The organism is Photobacterium sanguinicancri (assembly GCF_002265265.1).
Taxonomy (GTDB): Bacteria; Pseudomonadota; Gammaproteobacteria; order Enterobacterales; family Vibrionaceae; genus Photobacterium; species Photobacterium sanguinicancri.
In genome coordinates, this window is record NZ_NOIF01000006.1 from 14,793 (window position 1) to 34,086 (window position 19,294).

Annotated in this window: 13 protein-coding genes; 10 read left to right on the plus strand and 3 right to left on the minus strand. The window is 44.5% G+C overall.

The window, feature by feature from the left end; genetic code table 11:
* Positions 1-344 precede the first annotated feature (344 nt).
* The 9 genes from ASV53_RS02065 to purF all read left to right on the plus strand — a co-directional run bounded on the left by ASV53_RS02065 (position 345) and on the right by purF (position 14,048).
* On the plus strand, positions 345-1,532 hold the full coding sequence (locus tag ASV53_RS02065) for a 4-phosphoerythronate dehydrogenase (protein WP_094955900.1): 1,188 nt from the start codon (positions 345-347) through the stop codon (positions 1,530-1,532).
* Positions 1,529-2,542: an aspartate-semialdehyde dehydrogenase gene (locus ASV53_RS02070; RefSeq protein ID WP_094955901.1), complete on the plus strand. Its 1,014-nt coding sequence runs from the start codon at positions 1,529-1,531 to the stop codon at positions 2,540-2,542. The genes ASV53_RS02065 and ASV53_RS02070 overlap by 4 nt, the downstream gene beginning before the upstream one ends.
* A gap of 217 nt (positions 2,543-2,759) precedes the next feature.
* The gene (locus ASV53_RS02075) at positions 2,760-7,826 is read left to right on the plus strand and encodes a FimV/HubP family polar landmark protein (RefSeq protein ID WP_094955902.1); all 5,067 of its coding nucleotides are present in this window, start codon (positions 2,760-2,762) and stop codon (positions 7,824-7,826) included.
* A gap of 202 nt (positions 7,827-8,028) precedes the next feature.
* Entirely contained in the window at positions 8,029-8,814 is a 786-nt protein-coding gene (gene truA, locus ASV53_RS02080; RefSeq protein ID WP_062690946.1) for a tRNA pseudouridine(38-40) synthase TruA, read from the plus strand.
* Between the two features lie 192 nt (positions 8,815-9,006).
* On the plus strand, positions 9,007-9,930 hold the full coding sequence (accD, locus tag ASV53_RS02085) for an acetyl-CoA carboxylase, carboxyltransferase subunit beta (RefSeq protein WP_062690947.1): 924 nt from the start codon (positions 9,007-9,009) through the stop codon (positions 9,928-9,930).
* Positions 9,931-10,060: 130 nt separating this feature from the next.
* Positions 10,061-11,332: a bifunctional tetrahydrofolate synthase/dihydrofolate synthase gene (gene folC, locus ASV53_RS02090; protein WP_094955903.1), complete on the plus strand. Its 1,272-nt coding sequence runs from the start codon at positions 10,061-10,063 to the stop codon at positions 11,330-11,332.
* Positions 11,333-11,334: 2 nt separating this feature from the next.
* Positions 11,335-11,940, plus strand: coding sequence for an SPOR domain-containing protein (locus ASV53_RS02095; RefSeq protein WP_094955904.1), 606 nt, complete (start codon positions 11,335-11,337; stop codon positions 11,938-11,940).
* A gap of 64 nt (positions 11,941-12,004) precedes the next feature.
* Complete coding sequence (gene cvpA, locus ASV53_RS02100) at positions 12,005-12,496, plus strand: colicin V production protein (RefSeq protein WP_062691016.1); 492 nt, start codon at positions 12,005-12,007, stop codon at positions 12,494-12,496.
* Between the two features lie 34 nt (positions 12,497-12,530).
* A complete protein-coding gene (gene purF / locus ASV53_RS02105; RefSeq protein ID WP_094955905.1) occupies positions 12,531-14,048 on the plus strand; it encodes an amidophosphoribosyltransferase in 1,518 nt (505 codons plus the stop codon).
* A gap of 124 nt (positions 14,049-14,172) precedes the next feature.
* Here purF and ASV53_RS02110 read toward each other — a convergent pair whose 3' ends face one another.
* Both ASV53_RS02110 and ASV53_RS02115 read right to left on the minus strand, forming a co-directional pair.
* Positions 14,173-14,772 carry a Yip1 family protein gene (locus tag ASV53_RS02110; RefSeq protein ID WP_094955906.1) on the minus strand — a complete coding sequence of 200 codons (600 nt, stop codon included), beginning with the start codon at positions 14,770-14,772 and terminating at the stop codon, positions 14,173-14,175.
* Positions 14,773-15,183: 411 nt separating this feature from the next.
* Positions 15,184-16,062, minus strand: coding sequence for a LysR family transcriptional regulator (locus ASV53_RS02115; RefSeq protein ID WP_062690950.1), 879 nt, complete (start codon positions 16,060-16,062; stop codon positions 15,184-15,186).
* 352 nt (positions 16,063-16,414) lie between these two features.
* Between ASV53_RS02115 and ASV53_RS02120 the strand changes: the two genes are divergently transcribed.
* Positions 16,415-17,461 carry a response regulator gene (locus tag ASV53_RS02120; RefSeq protein ID WP_094955927.1) on the plus strand — a complete coding sequence of 349 codons (1,047 nt, stop codon included), beginning with the start codon at positions 16,415-16,417 and terminating at the stop codon, positions 17,459-17,461.
* 89 nt (positions 17,462-17,550) lie between these two features.
* On the opposite strand, the gene ASV53_RS02125 is transcribed toward ASV53_RS02120, so the two are convergent.
* Positions 17,551-18,945, minus strand: a complete 1,395-nt coding sequence (locus ASV53_RS02125; protein WP_094955907.1) for a peptide MFS transporter — start codon at positions 18,943-18,945, stop codon at positions 17,551-17,553.
* Between the last annotated feature and the right edge of the window lie 349 nt (positions 18,946-19,294).

Genomic DNA, 19,294 nt, shown 5'->3' on the forward strand with positions numbered 1-19,294 from the left:
ACTCTACTTTCCCAATATTTTAGCCAGTACCGATGAACAGACGCACATTAGGTATACAGTGTAAAAATTACGCTGCGTATCTGATGCTTTTTCTCGGATTTTTGACCCAGCAATGCTGGGTTTTTTTGTGCCTGCCATTTGGTAATGACAGTGTTAGCCTTAATAGCATAGCGCGGCTGAACTCCCGCTGTATGTCTAGCGGATCTAGATTCTTGAGTTTATCTTTGAGTTGCAGTTGCAGTTGCAGTTGCAGTTGTAAAACATTGAAGGATAAACAGCGCTGGTTGTTCTCGGTGAGGCTGAGGTATTATATTCGCTTGCAGTTGTTCGCTTTCGGAGAATTAATGAACATCCTTATCGATGAAAACATGCCTTATGCACTAGACCTCTTCAGTCAATTAGGGCATGTAATAGCAAAACCTGGGCGCACACTGAGCTGTGATGATTTGGTCGACATTGATGCTTTGATGATCCGTTCGGTAACCAAGGTGGATAGCCGATTGCTAGCAAAAGCCAACCGCCTTAAATTTGTCGGAACCGCAACAGCAGGGCAAGACCATGTTGACCAAGCGTTACTTGCCGAGAAAAATATCAGATTTACTGCAGCACCTGGTTGTAACAAAGTAGGGGTTGCTGAGTATGTACTAAGCAGCCTGATGGTGCTGGGCCAACAACACGGTTTTTCAATCTTTGATAAAACCGTCGGTATTGTTGGTGCTGGCAATGTCGGTACGTACCTTGCGGGTTGCTTGGATGCCCTTGGTATTCGGTACTTACTGAATGACCCTATCAAGCAAGCGGAAGGTGATAGCCGTGAGTTTTCATCACTAGCAACGCTTCGTGAGCAGTGTGATGTCATTACACTACACACGCCTATTACCCGAGAGGGTGAATACTCAACTTATCATCTGGTTGATGAAGCATTCTTGGGCGATTTAAAAGATGACACCATTCTTATCAATGCTGCGCGCGGTCCTGTGGTTGATAATCAGGCGTTAAAAAGGGCATTACAGCAAAGTGTCAGTGGGCAAGGTAAAACAGTAACGGCAGTGTTGGATGTATTTGAACATGAGCCTCTGGTTGATCTCGAACTTTTACCACTGTTAGCGTTTGCGACCCCCCATGTTGCAGGCTACGGTTTAGAAGGCAAAGCGCGTGGCACCACTATGGTGTATAACCAATACTGCGACTTTCTGGCGAGTATTGATGATTCTGCTCGACCGCATGTTGAAGCTGCGAGTTTATTACCGCAAGCGCCGATCCCACATGTCACCTTGAGCCGAACGTGGTCAGAATCTGACTTATTTTCACTGATCCAATTGGTTTATGATGTACGTAAGGACGATGCGTTATTTCGCCGTTCTATGCAGCAAACTCAAGGCGATGAGGCCGAGATGGCAACTGCATTTGATTTGATGCGTAAAAATTACTGGGATCGACGTGAATATAGTGCGATTACGGTAGCAGGAGAGGCCAGTTTTGGGGTAGAGTCGCTGGCTAAATTAGGTTTTACAATTGAGGAAACGCAATGAGTCAGGAATTTGATATTGCCGTACTCGGCGCTACTGGCGCTGTAGGTCAAGCTATGGTTGAGGTATTAGAGGAACGCAATTTTCCTGTTCGCAATTTATACTTGCTAGCCTCTGAGCGTGGTGCGGGTCAAACACTGCGTTTTAAAAATAAATCAGTACGTGTTACCAACGTTGAAGATTTTGATTGGTCACAGGTCCATATTGCTTTGTTCTCTGCAGGTTCTGAAGCCTCAGACCGTTGGGCTCCTATCGCCGCAGATGAAGGCGTTATCGTGATTGATAACACATCACGCTTCCGTTACGACTACGATGTACCGCTAGTTGTGCCTGAGGTGAACCCTGATGCGATTGCGGAATACCGTAACCGTAACATCATCGCGAACCCTAACTGTTCGACTATCCAAATGCTGGTGGCATTAAAGCCTATCCATGATGCTTACGGTATCGAACGCATTAACGTTTCAACTTACCAGTCGGTATCAGGCAGCGGTAAAAAAGGCGTTGATGAATTAGCGGGCCAAACCGTTAAATTATTGAATGGTCTATCAGCAGAAAATAGCGTTTATGATAAGCAAATTGCATTTAACTGTTTGCCGCATATCGATGATTTTATGGATAACGGCTACACCAAAGAAGAAATGAAAATGGTGTGGGAAACGCAAAAGATTTTTGCAGATGACACTATTCGCGTGAACCCGACTTGTGTTCGCGTACCTGTATTCTATGGTCATGCAGAAGCCGTTCATGTTGAAACGCGTCAAGAAGTGAACCTTGAAGAAGCGCTACAACTACTAGAGAACGCGGAAGGTATTGAGCTTTTCCAAGGCAATGAATACCCAACACAAGTATCTGACGCAACAGGTAAAGACCATGTCATGGTTGCGCGTGTACGTGAAGATATTAGCCACTCTCATGGTTTAAACATGTGGGTTGTTGCTGATAACGTGCGTAAAGGTGCCGCGACGAACAGCGTACAAATTGCCGAGAAGTTGATTTCTGATTACTTATAATCACGAAAATCAGCCGAGGCTATAGACAAGGAGCGGCATGATTGCTGCTCCTTTTAGTAAATTTTCCAGCAACCCCACATTTTTAGTATGAACACTACAGTTTCAGGTTGCCTGTCCGATATAGTAATACCGCATAGTAGGTGGGTTCGATAAATGTTGTCGTAGACTGTATTTATCTAATCGACTTTTTAGTTTCCGCCAGAGAGGACTGCAGGCCGTGCCTGACGTATCTAACCTGATCAAACGCTTTATTCTTCCTGCATTCATTGCAACGACAGCCATTCATTTTTCGGTACAAGCGAATACCGTACGCATTCTTGGGCCAGAGGAAGACCAACCCACATCTGTTGTAACTGAACGTTACCGCGAAGTCAGCCAAAATGCAGCACAGGTTGATAACCGCTATCAAGGCAGTTATCAGTACGGGCCGACGCGTGCCAATGAAACACTGTGGGGGATATCGTCAAAGTATCGCCCTTCTAGCTCTGTTTCTGTCTACCAAGTGATCGGCGCTATTTATCGTGCGAATCCAGATGCATTTGAATCGAATAATATTCATGGCTTAGTCCCTGGCAGCCGCCTAAACATGCCAACGTTAACTCAGATCCGTCGTGAAAATACCGATGCGGTTAAGTTGCGTTTAGAGCAAGATAAAGCCGCACAACCTTCGCGTAGAACAACATCTACCGCTTCACGGGCAAACACGGCATCAACCTCTCGTACGGCCCCTGCAACGGCGCCGCGCTCTGTAACGACAGAATCAACAGCGCCAAGCACAACAGCGGCATCTACACGGACTACAAATGCCACGCGCGCAGCATCGAGCACAGTAGAAACTGCCACCGTTGAGCAAACCAGTGCTGCGACTGTTGCCCAGACTGAAAGTGCACTCATTCCACCAAAGCCCAAGAAAGCGCCGCCGACAGAGCTGCAAAATCAGCTTGATGCTTCAGATATCCAAATTACTAAATTGCTTGAAAGCAACCATTTGCTACGAGTGCGTTTATCTGAAATGCAGCATGAAGTTGCCGCATTGCAAGATCAGCAAACCAGTGACGGTATATTACGTGATGAAATTAAAGATTTCTTAGCACAGCAAAAGAACATTGAAATGCAACCTGTGGTGCAAGAGCCTTCGTTACTGGATCAGTTGATTGCGAACCCATGGGCACTGGCCGCGGCTGCGTTTATTCCGGGTGCCTTGATTGCAGGTATTGCTTCATACCTTCTATTTGGTCGTCGTAAAGAAGAAGATGCTGACGATGTGAAGTCGTTAGATAGCCCTAACGCGATTGATCCTGCGGTTATACCACCGAATGATAGCTTATTGGCTGGTGCTGATGATCCAACTGCCGATCTAGCATTAAGTGGCAGTGACGATATCGATGATCTCTTTGCACAAGATGATGCGTTATTTGATGATCCTGAAGACAGCTTATTCGCACCACAACTGCGTGATGATGACGATACCTTAGATTTATCATCGAGTGATGATTTTGACATCGATAGCCCACTTGGTGGCGCAAGTAGTATCTCTGTCACAGGTGATGAGCAAGCGCTCGGCCTTGAAGATATGGAGCGCGCACTTGATGAAATGGAACAGTCTTCTGAACTAAGTTCTGATGAAGCACTCGCTGCAATGTGGGAGCAATCGCTAAAAGAAGATGATGAACAGCCAAACTTTGATCTGTCAGACGACGATGGCGATAGCAATGATGAATTGCTAAGTGGCAATAACCTTGATAATGGCATGCTTGATCAATCGTTATTGGATGAGTTACTGCTTGAAGCTGAGCAGGCTGATTCAAGCTCATCGTCAAAGCCAAATGATAGCAATGATGTCGTTGCACAAAGTGAACTGGATGCATTATTTGATAGTTTTGACTCAGCAGACAGTTTTGATTCTCCTGAACAAGATGTGAGTGATGAACTGGCAGAGCAAGCTGCGATTGATGCGGCTTTAGCCGAAGCCAGCGCGATGGCAAATCCTGAAGCATCATTAACAAAAGAGGCGAATGCAGCGTCGCTTTTTAGCGAAGCGGACACCCAGCGAGGGGAACCTGAATCAAGTTCATCTCAGTCAGAACAAGATCTTATTGATGATATTTTCGCAACGAGCTTTGCGAGTGATAACGATGCAAATGACAATGCAGATGATAATGAACGCATTCTAGATGAAAGCAGTACCGCATTGTTAGATGAGCTTCTAGACGATGATGATATTGATTTAGGCGATGCATCAAATATAACGCTTGATGAAAACAGCACCGCATTATTGGATGAATTACTGGGCGACGATGAGCAAGAGACGTCATTGTTTAACAGTGATATTGAAATTGATGAAAATAGTACGGCGTTGCTGGATGAACTGCTTGGTGATGATGAGTCACTCGACCCAGATACCAACAGTATTGAGGGCGACTTTGATGTAGATGATATGTCGGATGACGACATTAATATCGACGAACTGATCATTGATGAAAACAGCACGGATTTACTCGATGAGCTATTAGGCGAAACGATGGAATCATCAGATCCGTCGTCACTGGATATGCCATCGCCTGATATGTCATTGCCTGATATGTCATTGCCTGATATGTCGCCAACCGACATTGATGACATATTTGCGCAACAAAGTGCGATTCAAGAACCTGTCGCTAACGCCTCGGTGGAAGTAGGTGCTGAAATCGATAACCAAAATATCGATGATATTCAGTTCGATAGTATTGGACCTATTGAAAGTGCGATTGAAGAACAAGAAGAGGCTAAATTAGCAGAGCCTGTTGAAAGCGTTGCTGATGATAGTCTTGCAGATGAAAGCATTGCTGATGATCGTGAGGTTGCAGAAGATGACCTTGATGCATTATTGGCAGCCTACGGCACGCAATCTGGTGCGACTGAACCAAGCCAAGAACACACGCCAGATGCTGAAGAGTTAGCACCTAGCCAATCGGTTTATGACGAACCTGAATTTGAAGCACCGACATTTGATATAAATGAACTTGATACAAATGAACTTGAGTCGCCAACGTTAGATGATAGCGGTGATGCTGATTTTGCATCAGATTTTAATGACATTCTGAATGATGCGTTAGCACCCAAAGAAGCGTTAGAGCCTGACCCATTTGAGAATGATGAAACAGCGACAACGGCAGCTGATGGTGATTTAACGTTTGATGAGGCGCTAGATGCTAATGAAAATCTAGCGGCTAATGAAAGCTCAGGCGTTGAAACTAAGCAAGATGTTACTGATAACTCGATAGAGCCGACTGAAATAGAGCCGACTGAAGTTGATGACGCTACAGCAGCAGACGATCATAACTATGATGATCTCGTGGCGGAAGTTGAAGGTCTACTGAATGACACGGCAGAAGACAGTTCACCTGTTGGTCGACGTGTTGATGAGTTACTTGAAGAAATCGAGCATGCTGAAGCACTGGCCAATGTTGATGTAGCAAATGAAGCGTTAACATCAGCACAAGTTGAAGCCAACGTAGCTGAGCCTGAACTTGCTATGCCAGAGCCAGAGCCAGAGCCAGAGCCAGAGCCAGAGCCAGAGCCAGAGCCAGAGCCAGAGCCAGAGCCATTTAGTCTTGACGATTTCCCGGAGTTTACAGAAGAAGACGCGCTAAATGATCCGGAAGCCTCTGAGTTTACGGAATCTGCTGAGCCTCAAGCTGCAGAGTATCAAGCGTCGGATAAGATCCGTGATGATGAATTGCCTGAGTTTGATGAAAACGCAGCGATGTTTGATCCAGAAGCTGAAGTTTTAGAACCTGAGTTGGCTGATATTGCAGATGATGAGCAACAATCAGCGTTAGACAATGTGGTTAAGCAACTACAGCAGGCTGTTGAAGCTTCGGAATCGACGCCTATAGCACCATCAATAACACCGTCAATACCAAGTGATGAAACTGTGGTTGAAGCTGCAGTTGAAGCTAGCGTTGAACCATCGCCAGTTGAAGTGGAAGCTGATACACAGCAAGAAGCAGAGCAAACGGCTCACATTCCGGAGAGTGACAGCTTCAACGTTGCAAAAGCGGAATCCGATTTTGAATTTGAAACTATTGATCTGAATACCGTACCTGAATTCAGTGAAGATGATGCCCGTCAAGCTTCGTATGATGAGCAGCATGAGCTTGAACAGTACGATATTGAGCAAGGGTTAACATCAGACTCATTTATTGATGATGATGGCGCTGAGCCACTAGAAACGACAGTTGAAGCACCTGATGCGCCGAAAAATACGCTTCAGCCTGAGACTCAAAAGACGCCAGAGACTTCAGATGCTTCAGAGACCGGCGACCCTGTTATGGCGTCACCAGTTAATAATGCAATTGATCAGCAGCTTGTAGACAGTGCTGGCTTAGATATGGATGCGTTACTGACAGATCCTGATGCGTGGGTGGATGATGGTGACATCAGCAGTAATACGCCAGCACATTCAACAGCCTCGGATATAGATTTAACCGCGTTTGATGAATCGTCTGATGCATTAGCGAAAAGTGAAATGCTCTCTGATGAGATCCCGTTTGGCTTAGATGATATTGAAAGCCAAGAACGTGATCAGTTGCTGTTTAATGAAGACCCATTGTTGGATGATCAATCGCTTGAAATGTCAGAAGATGATGCTGCTGTATGGGCCTCCATTTCTGAAGAGCCGCGTCTAGCGAGTGAAGATTGGTCAGAGCAACCTCAGATGCAAGTTGAAGAGGTTGATCGATTTGACGCTGAGTCTTTACTGGATGAAGTTGACGAGCAAGATCTGCTGTTAGATGACAGCGATGACGTTGTGAACAGCGATACCGCATCATACCGTACTGATAGCCGCTCGGGCGATGAACCTGCGAACTCGCAGAGCCATCAGCAGAGTCATAAGAGTAGCGATGCATCTGCCTCTGGATACCAAGATAATAGCTATCTAGAAGCCGATAGCGAGCTATTAGACGAAACGAAGCCATCACCAGCATCTTACATCAGTATTGATGAGCTCTTGAAAGAGTCCGAGTTTGAGGATGATTTGAATGTGGATATCGATCTTGATAACGCCCCGTTGAATCTTGATGTCGGGCTTGATGAGTTCCCTGATATTTTAGCGGGAGTGCCAGAGTATGATGTTGATAGCCAAGGTGAGTACGCGAGCAAGTTAGATTTAGCCAAAGCTTACCTTGAAATGAACGATGCTGAAGGTGCCGCTGATTTGTTACGTGATATTGCCCAAAACGGCGATGCACAAAGTGCACAAGAAGCGACGCATTTACTGAAAGTATCCACTAAATCATAAGTCGAAGAAAATTGGCTTATTGATATGAAAGCGCGATGTTCACAGAGCATCGCGTTTTTTATTGTCTGAAAAACGACTGTTTACCTGTTAAGCGCATGGGTGTATTTCGTGCAGCTATCGCATCTGGCTCTACCATCCCTTATAATCACCACAATATACACACTAATAGGGCTCTGTGGGCCTAGGCAAGACGAAGTAGATTATGCGAATAGCTTTAGGTATCGAATACGACGGTGCAAATTATCACGGTTGGCAGCGCCAGCTAGATGTTGTGAGTGTGCAAGGTGAATTAGAAAAAGCCTTGTCTAAAATTGCCAATCAGCCGATAGAAGTACTGTGTGCTGGCCGTACAGATGCAGGGGTACATGGCACAGGGCAAGTGGTTCACTTTGATGTCGATTCAAATCGTAAGCTGGCCGCATGGACGATGGGGGTTAATACCCATTTACCGAAAGATATTGCTGTGCGTTGGGCACATGAAGTGACGGAAGACTTCCATGCTCGCTTTTCTGCAACAGCGCGTCGTTATCGTTACATTATCTCTAACCACGCTTTTCGTCCTGCGATTCTGGCGCGTGGTGTAAGCCACTATCATGGCGATCTCGATGAAAAGCTGATGCATGAAGCGGCGCAGTTTTTACTGGGCGAGCATGACTTTACCTCTTTTCGTGCGACGCATTGTCAGGCGAATACGCCATGTCGTAATATGCATCACATCAATATCACGCGTCATGGCCAGTACATTGTGATTGATATTAAAGCGAATGCATTTTTGCATCACATGGTACGTAATATTACCGGAAGCTTGATCAAAGTAGGGCGCGGTGAAGAAAAACCAGAATGGATTCAATGGTTATTACAACAAAAGAACCGTCAAATTGCGGGCGTAACGGCGAAAGCTGAAGGCTTATATCTGATTGAGGTCGATTATCCTGCTGAACACGGTCTACCGCATGTTCCTGCTGGTCCACTGTTTATTGAAGATTAATGTGATTAAATAGTAATGAAGTCATGTACCTAGCGGTACATTTCTTCGTTATATTTATGTGGGGATCACAAGGTACAACCAGTTTTTTATCTACAGATTGGCAACTTTGTGCTTTAATTCCTCTCTTAATAATTAAACGAATTTGCTTTCTCTGCTTTTTGGCGGGGAATTTCTAGATAAAAAAGGTCATTCATGAGCTGGCTTGAAAAGATCCTAACGAAGAGCAACATTGTTTCTTCTCGCAAAGCATCAATCCCTGAAGGTGTATGGACGAAGTGTACTTCTTGCGAACAAGTGCTTTATCACGCTGATCTAGAGTCTAACCTAGAAGTGTGCCCAAAGTGCGATCATCACATGCGTATGAAAGCGCGTCGCCGTCTTGAAACGTTCCTTGACCAAGAAAATCAAGTAGAACTAGCGGCGGATATGGAACCGAAAGATAAATTGAAGTTCCGTGATTCGAAGAAATATAAAGATCGTATCTCTACTGCTCAAAAGAACAGTGGTGAGAAAGACGCATTGGTTGTTATGCAGGGCACCTTGCTTGGTCAAGATGTGATTGCTTGTGCGTTTGAGTTCTCCTTTATGGGCGGCTCAATGGGTTCTGTTGTGGGTGCTAAATTCGTGAAAGCGGTAGAAGCAGCAATGGAAAACAACTGTGCACTTGTGTGTTTCTCTGCAAGTGGCGGTGCACGTATGCAAGAAGCGCTAATGTCGCTAATGCAAATGGCGAAAACAAGTGCGGCACTTGAGCGTTTGTCTGCAAAAGGATTACCGTTCTTCTCGGTACTGACTGACCCTACAATGGGCGGTGTATCGGCAAGTTTGGCGATGTTAGGTGATATCAATATCGGTGAGCCAAAAGCATTGATCGGTTTCGCGGGTCAACGTGTTATCGAGCAAACAGTGCGTGAGAAGCTGCCAGAAGGCTTCCAGCGTAGTGAGTTCTTATTGGAACATGGTGCTATCGATATGATTGTTGATCGTCGTGAAATGCGTCAGCGTATTGGTGGCTTGATCGCTAAGCTGACTAACCAAACATCACCTTTAGTGGTTTCGGTTGATAGCGCACCTAAGGTTGTCGAAGTAGAAGACGAGGCTGATAAAGCCGACTAAGCCTTCGCTTTGTAAAAAATTGTTAAAACGCCGACGGAAGTGACTTTCGTCGGCGTTTTTGTTTTTCGGAATAACGGTCAGTTTGGTATAGTGCGTACCAACAAGTTAGTGATTAAGTGAACAATTTTCCATGACAGATCTGATAGCACCTTCAGCGACAGCCTCGCTACCCTCATGGCTGACTTATCTAGAGCAGCTTCATACCAGTGCCATCGACTTAGGGCTTGATCGTGCTCAAGCTGTTGCTGAGCGTGGAAATTTGATCAAGCCTGCGCCAAAAGTGATAACGGTTGCTGGTACCAATGGCAAAGGTTCAACCTGTGCGATCCTAGAGGCCATTCTATTAGATGCTGGTTATAAGGTCGGGGTATATAGCTCACCTCATTTAGTGCGTTATAACGAGCGCGTACGGATTAATGGTGAAGATCTCGCGGATGAAAAACATAGCCAAGCTTTCGCTGCCATTGAGCAATATCGCGGTGAGATCAGTTTGAGCTTGTTTGAGTTTGGTACGTTAGCTGCACTTGAGTTATTTAAGACACACCAAGTTGATGTGGTGATTTTAGAAGTCGGCCTTGGTGGTCGTTTAGATGCAACCAATATTGTTGATCACGATGTATCTGTCATCACGAGTTTAGCGGTCGATCATGTTGATTGGTTAGGCGATGATATTGAAGTGATTGGTTTTGAGAAGGCGGGTATCTTCCGTAGTGAGAAGCCTGCAATCTGTGGTCAGCCTCAGCCGCCAGCTAGTGTCGCGGCGCATGCTGACGATATTAATGCCAAATTGTACCAAGTGGGTTATCAGTTTGATTACCAAGTGACAGGCGACCAGTGGCAATGGCACTGCGGTTGCTTTGATCTTAGTGATCTTCCTATTCCGTCACTGCCTCTGCCCAATGCGGCAACGGCATTAATGGCACTGGGTACAGCAGAGCTGGAAATCAGCGATTGTAATATCGTTAATGGCTTGAAAAATGCGGCTTTACCTGGGCGAATGCAGCGGGTTAGTACATCACCATTAGTGATTATGGATGTTGCGCATAACCCTCATTCAGCGCAGTATTTTGCTCAGCAGCTAGAAAAAATCAAAGCCTCTGAAGGTAAGCACCGTATTCATGCGGTTGTTGCTATGTTGCACGATAAAGATATTACGGCAACGATTGCTGAAATGAAAAATGTGGTTGATGTGTGGTACCCCGCTTCGCTTGAAGGCCCCCGCGCTGCGAAAGCGGATGAGATCATCGCTAATTTAGATCAGGTTGTTGACGGCTTTGTATCACCAGACGTGGCATATGAGCAGGCATTAGCACAAGCAACAGAGCAGGACATGGTAATCGTGTTTGGCTCGTTTTACACTGTAGGCCAAATCGCGAGCTATATTGCAGCGAAACAGGAGTAACTGTGGCAAGTAAATTTCAAAGCCGATTAGTTGGCACCATTTTATTAGTGGCACTGGGGGTGATCTTTTTACCTGATCTTTTTGATGGAAAAAAGCAGCATTACCAAGAGCAATTTGCCAGTATCCCTCTGCAGCCTGAGTTTGAAGCTGGCGAGGCATACGAGACGATTCCTGAGCCTGAATTTGTTGAAGTCGATCTACCGGATGAGCCTGTTACTGTCGTTATCGATGAAAAACAGGAGATGTCTACAGCATCAACATCAGCATCAACATCAGCATCAACCTCTAAGTCTGAGGTGAATGTTGCGCCGGTTAAGATTGAAAAGCCAGCTGTTAAACCAGTAAAAGAAGGTTACAAAGAAAGTGGTTGGGTGATTCAGTTAGGGGTCTTTGGTAACTTTGATAATGCCAATAAGCTGGTGGCAAAGTTACGAAAATCTGGCTATCAAGCACATGTTTTTCCTAAACAGCCGAAAAAGGGAGATTATGCTCGCGTCGTTGTCGGGCCAAATGTTTCAAAAGCCGCGCTATCAGCTGAGCTCAAAGAATTAGAAAAAATAACGGGTTTGAAAGGTCAATTGCTTAGATTTAACCCACTAAACCCTTAGGTAAACGTTTGCGTTCTCATTTTTTCTGTTAGAATACGCACCATCAAGGCGAAAACAACAAATGATGATTTGGATTGATTACGTAATTTTAGGCGTAATTGGCTTCTCAGCGCTGGTTAGTGTAATCCGCGGTTTTGTTAAAGAAGCACTATCGTTAGTGATCTGGTTTGCTGCATTTTTTATTGCTAGCAATTTTTATACGCAGTTAGCTGCTTATTTCACTAATATCAAGGACGAAATGGTACGCAATGGCAGTGCCATCGCCGTTTTATTTATTGCCACGCTGATTGTCGGCGCGGTAGTGAACTATGTGATTGGACATCTAGTACAAAAGACGGGGTTGTCAGGAACAGACCGTGTTTTGGGGATTGTTTTTGGTGGCGTGAGAGGGGTGTTAATCGTCTCTGCGGTACTATTCTTCATTGATGCCTTTACGGGATTTTCAAGTGCTGACTGGTGGAAGCAGTCGCAACTTATCCCACAGTTCGGCGTTGTGATTGAATGGTTCTTCACCTATATCAAAGACACATCAAGCTTTTTACCCGGCGCGCTATAGCGCCGGCTTTATATGCGTGACGAGGATTTAGGACATGTGTGGTATTGTCGGAATCGTGGGTTCAACCCCGGTAAATCAATCTATCTATGATGCATTAACCGTGCTACAGCATCGCGGCCAAGATGCAGCTGGTATTGTTACCTTGGAAAGCAATCGTTTTCGTCTGCGTAAGGCTAACGGTTTAGTGCGTGATGTGTTTGAAGCTAAGCACATGCAGCGCTTGCAAGGTAATGTTGGTATTGGTCATGTTCGTTATCCAACGGCTGGTAGCTCTAGCGCATCAGAAGCTCAGCCATTTTATGTAAACTCTCCATACGGCATCTCACTCGCGCATAACGGTAACCTAACCAATGCCGTGGAAGTACGTGATTCATTGTTTAGCGAAGCTCGTCGGCATGTGAATACAACATCTGATTCAGAAGTATTATTGAACGTTCTTGCTCATCACCTTGAGAAAACAGAATCATCGCCAATTTCATCTAGTGATATTTTTGGTGCGATTCGTGCTGTTCATCGTCAGGTGAAAGGGGCATACGCTGTTGTCGCGATGTTGATTAGTCATGGCTTGATTGCGTTTCGTGATCCTAATGGTATTCGTCCTCTTTGCTTAGGTAAACGCGAAGCAAACGGCAACACAGAATACATGGTCGCTTCAGAGTCTGTGGCACTTGATGCCGTAGGTTTTGATTTTGTACGTGATGTGGCACCGGGCGAAGCCGTTTACATTACTCTTGATGGACAGTTGTTCACTGAACAATGTGCGGATAACCCAGTGCTGAACCCATGTATCTTTGAGTTTGTGTACTTTGCGCGTCCAGATTCTTTCATGGATAAAATCTCGGTATACGGTGCGCGTGTTCGCATGGGTACTAAGCTTGGCGAAAAAATCAAACGTGAATGGGATGACATGGATATCGATGTTGTTATCCCAATTCCAGAAACGTCTTGTGATAGTGCGTTAGAAATCGCTCGTACGTTAGATAAACCATACCGCCAAGGTTTTGTGAAAAATCGTTATGTTGGTCGTACTTTTATCATGCCGGGTCAGCAAATGCGCCGCAAGTCAGTGCGTCGTAAATTGAATGCGATCCGCTCAGAATTCAAAGATAAGAATGTTCTACTGGTTGATGATTCAATCGTTCGTGGTACTACTTCAGAGCAAATTATCGAAATGGCCCGTGAAGCAGGTGCAAACAAAGTTTACCTAGCGTCAGCGGCGCCAGAAGTTCGCTTCCCTAACGTTTATGGTATTGATATGCCAACAGCCAATGAACTGATTGCGCATGGCCGTGAAGTGGATGAAATCAGTAAGCTGATTGGCGCTGATGGTTTGATATTCCAAGACTTAAACGATCTTGTTGCGGCGGTTGCGGAAGGGAATCCAGATGTTAAGTTGTTTGAAACATCGGTATTTAACGGCAGTTATGTTACTGGTGATATCGATCAAGCTTATCTTGATTTCTTAGAATCACTTCGTAGTGATGACTCCAAAACGCAACGTGAAATTCAGCAAGATCTTGCGAATTTAGAGCTACATAACGAAGGGGTATAAACCTCGTTCAACTAGCCTAATGGATGTTATGTGAATAAAAAACGGGAGCACACAGTGCTTCCGTTTTTTTATGGTGTTTGTAACATGATCTTGTTTTGGACTACCAGTATCTTCCAAAAAAAGATCAGTGACTAAAAATAGGGCCAAGTCCCACATTCCATAGGATCACCGTTGAAGCAATAATGGATACCAGTAGCACCAAACCGCACGTCACTATCGAACTGGCATAAATGAACCCACGCTCTTCTGGTATGTGCATCAAAATAGGTACGCCGGTGTACAACAGATACACCGAATACGCGATACCTATCAGCCCCGCCACCATTAAAAACCACACATGCGGATAGATGGCCGCGATGCTAACCATAAATAATGGGGTTGCTGTATAGGCTGCAAGCTCAAGGGCTTGGGTGTAGGTAGGCGTGGAGCCAAAGGTATGGCTCATCCAGTAGCTGAGGTAAGCGAGCGCAAATACCCCAGCGACTAATGCAAAATACATGGCAACAGACATACCCATTGCGCTGCTGGGTGTTAGAAAAAGAGGCTCTCCAACACCAATTTTCCAGCCAATAAATACACTCGAAATATAGGCAAAAGCGGAAGGCAGTAAGGCAATTAAAAGAATGTGACTAACACTACTGCCGATGCCTTCATGCTCTCTATCTATGGTTTTCCATTCTTGTTTAGGATGAGCGTAAAGCCCAAATAAATGTCCCAAAATCATAACGTGTCCTCGTTATTACCGTGCTCATGCCAGCGTGACTGCAAGTTAAGCCATGGTGCATCGCGATACGGTTGAAACTGTTGTGATTGCTTTACTTAATGTCGACAGGCGAATACCAACTTAATGTAAAATGAGAACAACGATTTATCTCAATTGGTATATCCAGCACAGGTATGAGCACTCACATCCATTTTGCTTGGTTATTACAATAGCGTCTCTTCTTTTCAAAATGTGGGCTGAAAATATTGAAGAGCAGAAGCAAACCGAGCACCAAAAAACGACACACAGTGAACCTACGCTTTATTAACATTTAGTCAGTGTTTACGCGGGACGCAAGGTTATGAGGAAGGTAATACGTGCTAGAAATGAAACAGCCAGCATCAAGAATGCTGGCTGAAGGTATGCGTTTATTTAGCTTAATTCAAAGTAATGGCTTGAAAATTCAATGAATAAACGTAGTTTTTCAGGTTGGTAATCACGGTGGTTATACAGTAAAAAAACCTCCCGAGGATTTGCAGACCAGTTTTTCAATATTTGTACAAGCTCGCCAGATTCGATGTATTGCTCAAGCATCACATCAGGCATCAAGGTGATGCCCAATCCGGCACAACATGCTTTACGGACCACATTGAGTTGATTCGCTTCAAAACGGCCTGGGTCGTTTATTGTGATCGCTTCACCTTGATTGTCGATTAATCGCCAACGTAACAGCGGATTACCTTTCAATAAGGTGTGTTCATGTAACTCTTGAGCGTGCTTAGGGGCTGGGTGTCCTTTTAAGTAAAGCGGACTCGCGACTAAGATATCTTTTACAGAGCTAATTTTGCGTGCGATAAGGGTTGAATCACGCTGAGGACCTACACGGAAGATCGCATCCCAATCCGTAGGATCGAGCTGTTCTGGCTCGCTGCTCATATGCAATTCAAGATTAATAGCCGGGTGCTCTTTCATAAAAGCATTCAGCAACGGCTGTAACATCACTTTGGTGAGGTTGGACGGCGCCGCAATGCGAAGCTTACCTGCTGCTCCTTTGCATTCTTCACTGATGTGCTGAGTGGTTGTAACCAGCTGTGCCAAAAGAGGGCTGCAGTCATCATAAAAACGCTGACCAGCTTCAGTGAGCGATAGTTTACGCGCATGACGATTGAGTAAGCGGATACTCAAACATTCTTCAAGCGCCTGAATGCGACGGGTTAGTGTAGCCACCGGTACTTGGGTCTTTCGTGAAGCAGCCGTATAGCTACCTTGTTCTACTACTACGCGGAATAAATTCAAGTCGTCAAGTTTCATATAAACATCATTACTGAAAACTGATAATGGTGAATTGTATAACAAAATTGTGATGTAGTGTCTGTAAAACGAGATTGATTTGCTGTGAATCAAATTAGTTTGTCGAATTGGGTCATTTTGACGGTGTGTTTTCTAACCGAGCACTGTTTTTTTTGAACTAGATTCTATTATTGGACTTTGCTGTAACGGAATCGCTATCAATCCTGACGAAACACCAATTAGCACCTATGCTTTTTATTAGGTTGATAGACAATCTGGTACGCTTATGCACAGTGAACTTGATAGGCCAAAATTGGTATTAGACCGCAAGAATGGAGTTGAAACTCCTGCTCAATCATGGAGGACACAATCGTTGCTTGAAGGAAAAGACGTACTTGTCGTTGAGGATGATCCTATCTTCAGAAATATGATCGTTGGCTTTTTAAAGAGCCAAGGTAGTCAGGTGCGTGAAGCTGAAGATGGTCTTGAGGGGTTGCGTGCATTGCGAGAGGCAATCCCAGATATATTGTTGTGTGACTTATCTATGCCCGTAATGACGGGGATGGAATTTGTCGAAGAAATCGCCGCACAATACCCAATGCTACCTGTGATTGTTATTTCCGGTACGGGTGATATGGCGGATGTTGCGACGGCTTTACGCCATGGTGTGAAAGATTTTTTAATTAAGCCATTAGACAACATTATGGTATTAAAATCTGCAATGTTATCGGTACTCAAGTCTCAAGACTCATGTGTTGCTGAACAAGATTTTTCGAACACTTGGTTTAATATTGCTGATGATGGTGGTGCTATTGATGAAGAGCTTGAGTGGCACATTAAAGAGTTACAAGATAACCCCACCGCAGCCCGTGAATTGTTGATGGGGTTAATGCCTGAGACACAGTCCCGCCAAGGGGATTGGCAACTGAATTATTGTGTGTTGCAACCTGCAGATGTTCAGCCAGTATTGCTTGATTATACTTGGCTGATGGATGGTCGATTGGCTTTTTATTTGGTTGACTCAGCAAGTGGCCAGAACAGCACTGCAACGACACTGCTTATTCGGGCTTTTTTTAATGACTACCTTCGTAGCCGTATGGCTGATGAAAGTGATTTGAATCATTTAGTTAAGCTCATCGAAAAAGGGATGCATCATTCAGGCTACGCGTCACCAATACGTGGTGTTTTTGGGATCTTTGATGCGTGTGATCGGAGTATTCAAGTATTACCGTCAGGGTTAGGGGCGCAGTTGCAAACCAGTGATAATTCGCAGTTTGTATCGGCACAAGCATGGTTGGGTGATCATGCGAGTAAAAACAGCGTAAGTAAGATGTTTTTACCTGAGTCGGGTGGCCGTTTGTCATTGAGTGAAATTGGTTCAGCGAGCTTTAGTGTCACCATTAAACGCTGTGATTTGTAATCTCTGTAAGCCATAGACTATACCCCAATAAAAAAGGTTGCTCACAGAGCAACCTTTGTAATTTTGAATCGTGTTATTCAGCGAAAGAATTACGCTTTTGCTACCACCGATTCAACGGCTTCTTCATCTTCAATAACTTGACCTTCTGCACCGTGCATCCAGCGAATCAGTTGATTAGAGCAAAGCAGTAGCAGAACGCCTGCAACTGTTGCTGCAATAGCAATACCACTAAAGATAGCCATTGGACCCGCTTCACCAACGTTAGCACCTATGATGCCAGCAACGTAGTTAGCAATCGCATTGAAACCAAACCATGCACCCATCATCAAAGAAGCAAGGCGAAGTGGTGCGAGCTTAGTGACCATAGATAAACCAATTGGTGATAAGCAAAGCTCACCAAGCGTGTGGAAGAAGTAGGCGCCAACCAGCCAGAACATGGATGTCTTAACTGTTAGATCACCACCTTGCTGCATAACAGCACCCATCATGCACACAAAACCAATTGCAAGGAAGAATAGACCCATAGCAAATTTAGCTGGAGAACTTGGCTCTTTTGGACCTAATTTCACCCAAATTGCGGCAATAACCGGTGCGAGAGTAATCACAAAAAATGGATTCAGTGATTGGAACCATGCCGCAGGTACTTCAAAGCTACCAATCATACGATCTGTGTATTGCTGTGAGAAGATATTCATCAGGCCGCCAGCTTGCTCAAAGCCAGCCCAGAAGATCACCACAAACATACCCATGATCATAATAACTTTTAAGCGATCACGTTCTTGGCGAGTTAACGGCTCTTGCTTGCCTGATTTATTCATGGCTGCAGCACGTTTTGCCGCGGGTTCTTTACCAATATTACCGAGTAGGCGTTCAGCAAAAATTAACTGGGTAATCAGGCTGATGATCATACCGATACCAGCAGTTAAGAAGCCTGCTTTCCAACCGTAAATCGCAGAAGCTGAACCTGCAATAAGACCAGCAAGTAGAGAACCAAGATTAATACCCATGTAAAAGATAGTGAAAGCACCATCACGGCGGTTATCGCCATCGGTGTACAGATCACCGACCATGGTTGAAATGTTTGGTTTAAATAAACCATTACCAATAATCAGTAATGCTAAACCAAGATAAAATGCATTGATTGAGTACGGGTCAATCATGCTATGTGGTAGGGCTAGAGTAAATTGCCCTAGCGCCATTAAAATACCACCAATAATGATAGAGCGACGTTGACCCAAGAAGTTATCGGCAATCCATCCACCAATAAGGGGAGTGATATAAACGAGACCGGTGTAGATACCGTATAACTCAAGTGCACTTTGGGTAGACCAACCTAAGCCACCATCCATGGTCTTATCAGTGAGGTACAAGACTAAAATTGCTCGCATCGCATAATAAGAGAAACGTTCCCACAGCTCAGTACTGAACAGCAAGAACAAGCCTTTTGGGTGCCCTAAAAGGGTACCGCTACTTCGATTGCTCATAATTATTCTCTTTATAAGGTTTGTTATGTGTTTGCTTATTTGCCCCTTTTTATAAAGGACAAAATAATCATCTGCAAGTTTTCACATTTGCAAAACAAATCGTTAAAATCATAAGGCATTGAAATATAAGCTTTTGGTTGTTTACTGTGCAAATTTGAAATCTAATCTTTCGATGTCACATTTGGACGCATGTGCTTGATTGGTTGTTCTGGGTGGTTTTATCTTTCGTTTTTTTGTTTTTGTTTGGTTTTATATCTCGTCTATGTGATATATTCAGGTTTGTTACAAATGTTTCCAAATGTTTCAATGTAAAAATAACTTATTGATGTAGAAGCAATTGTGCAAAAAA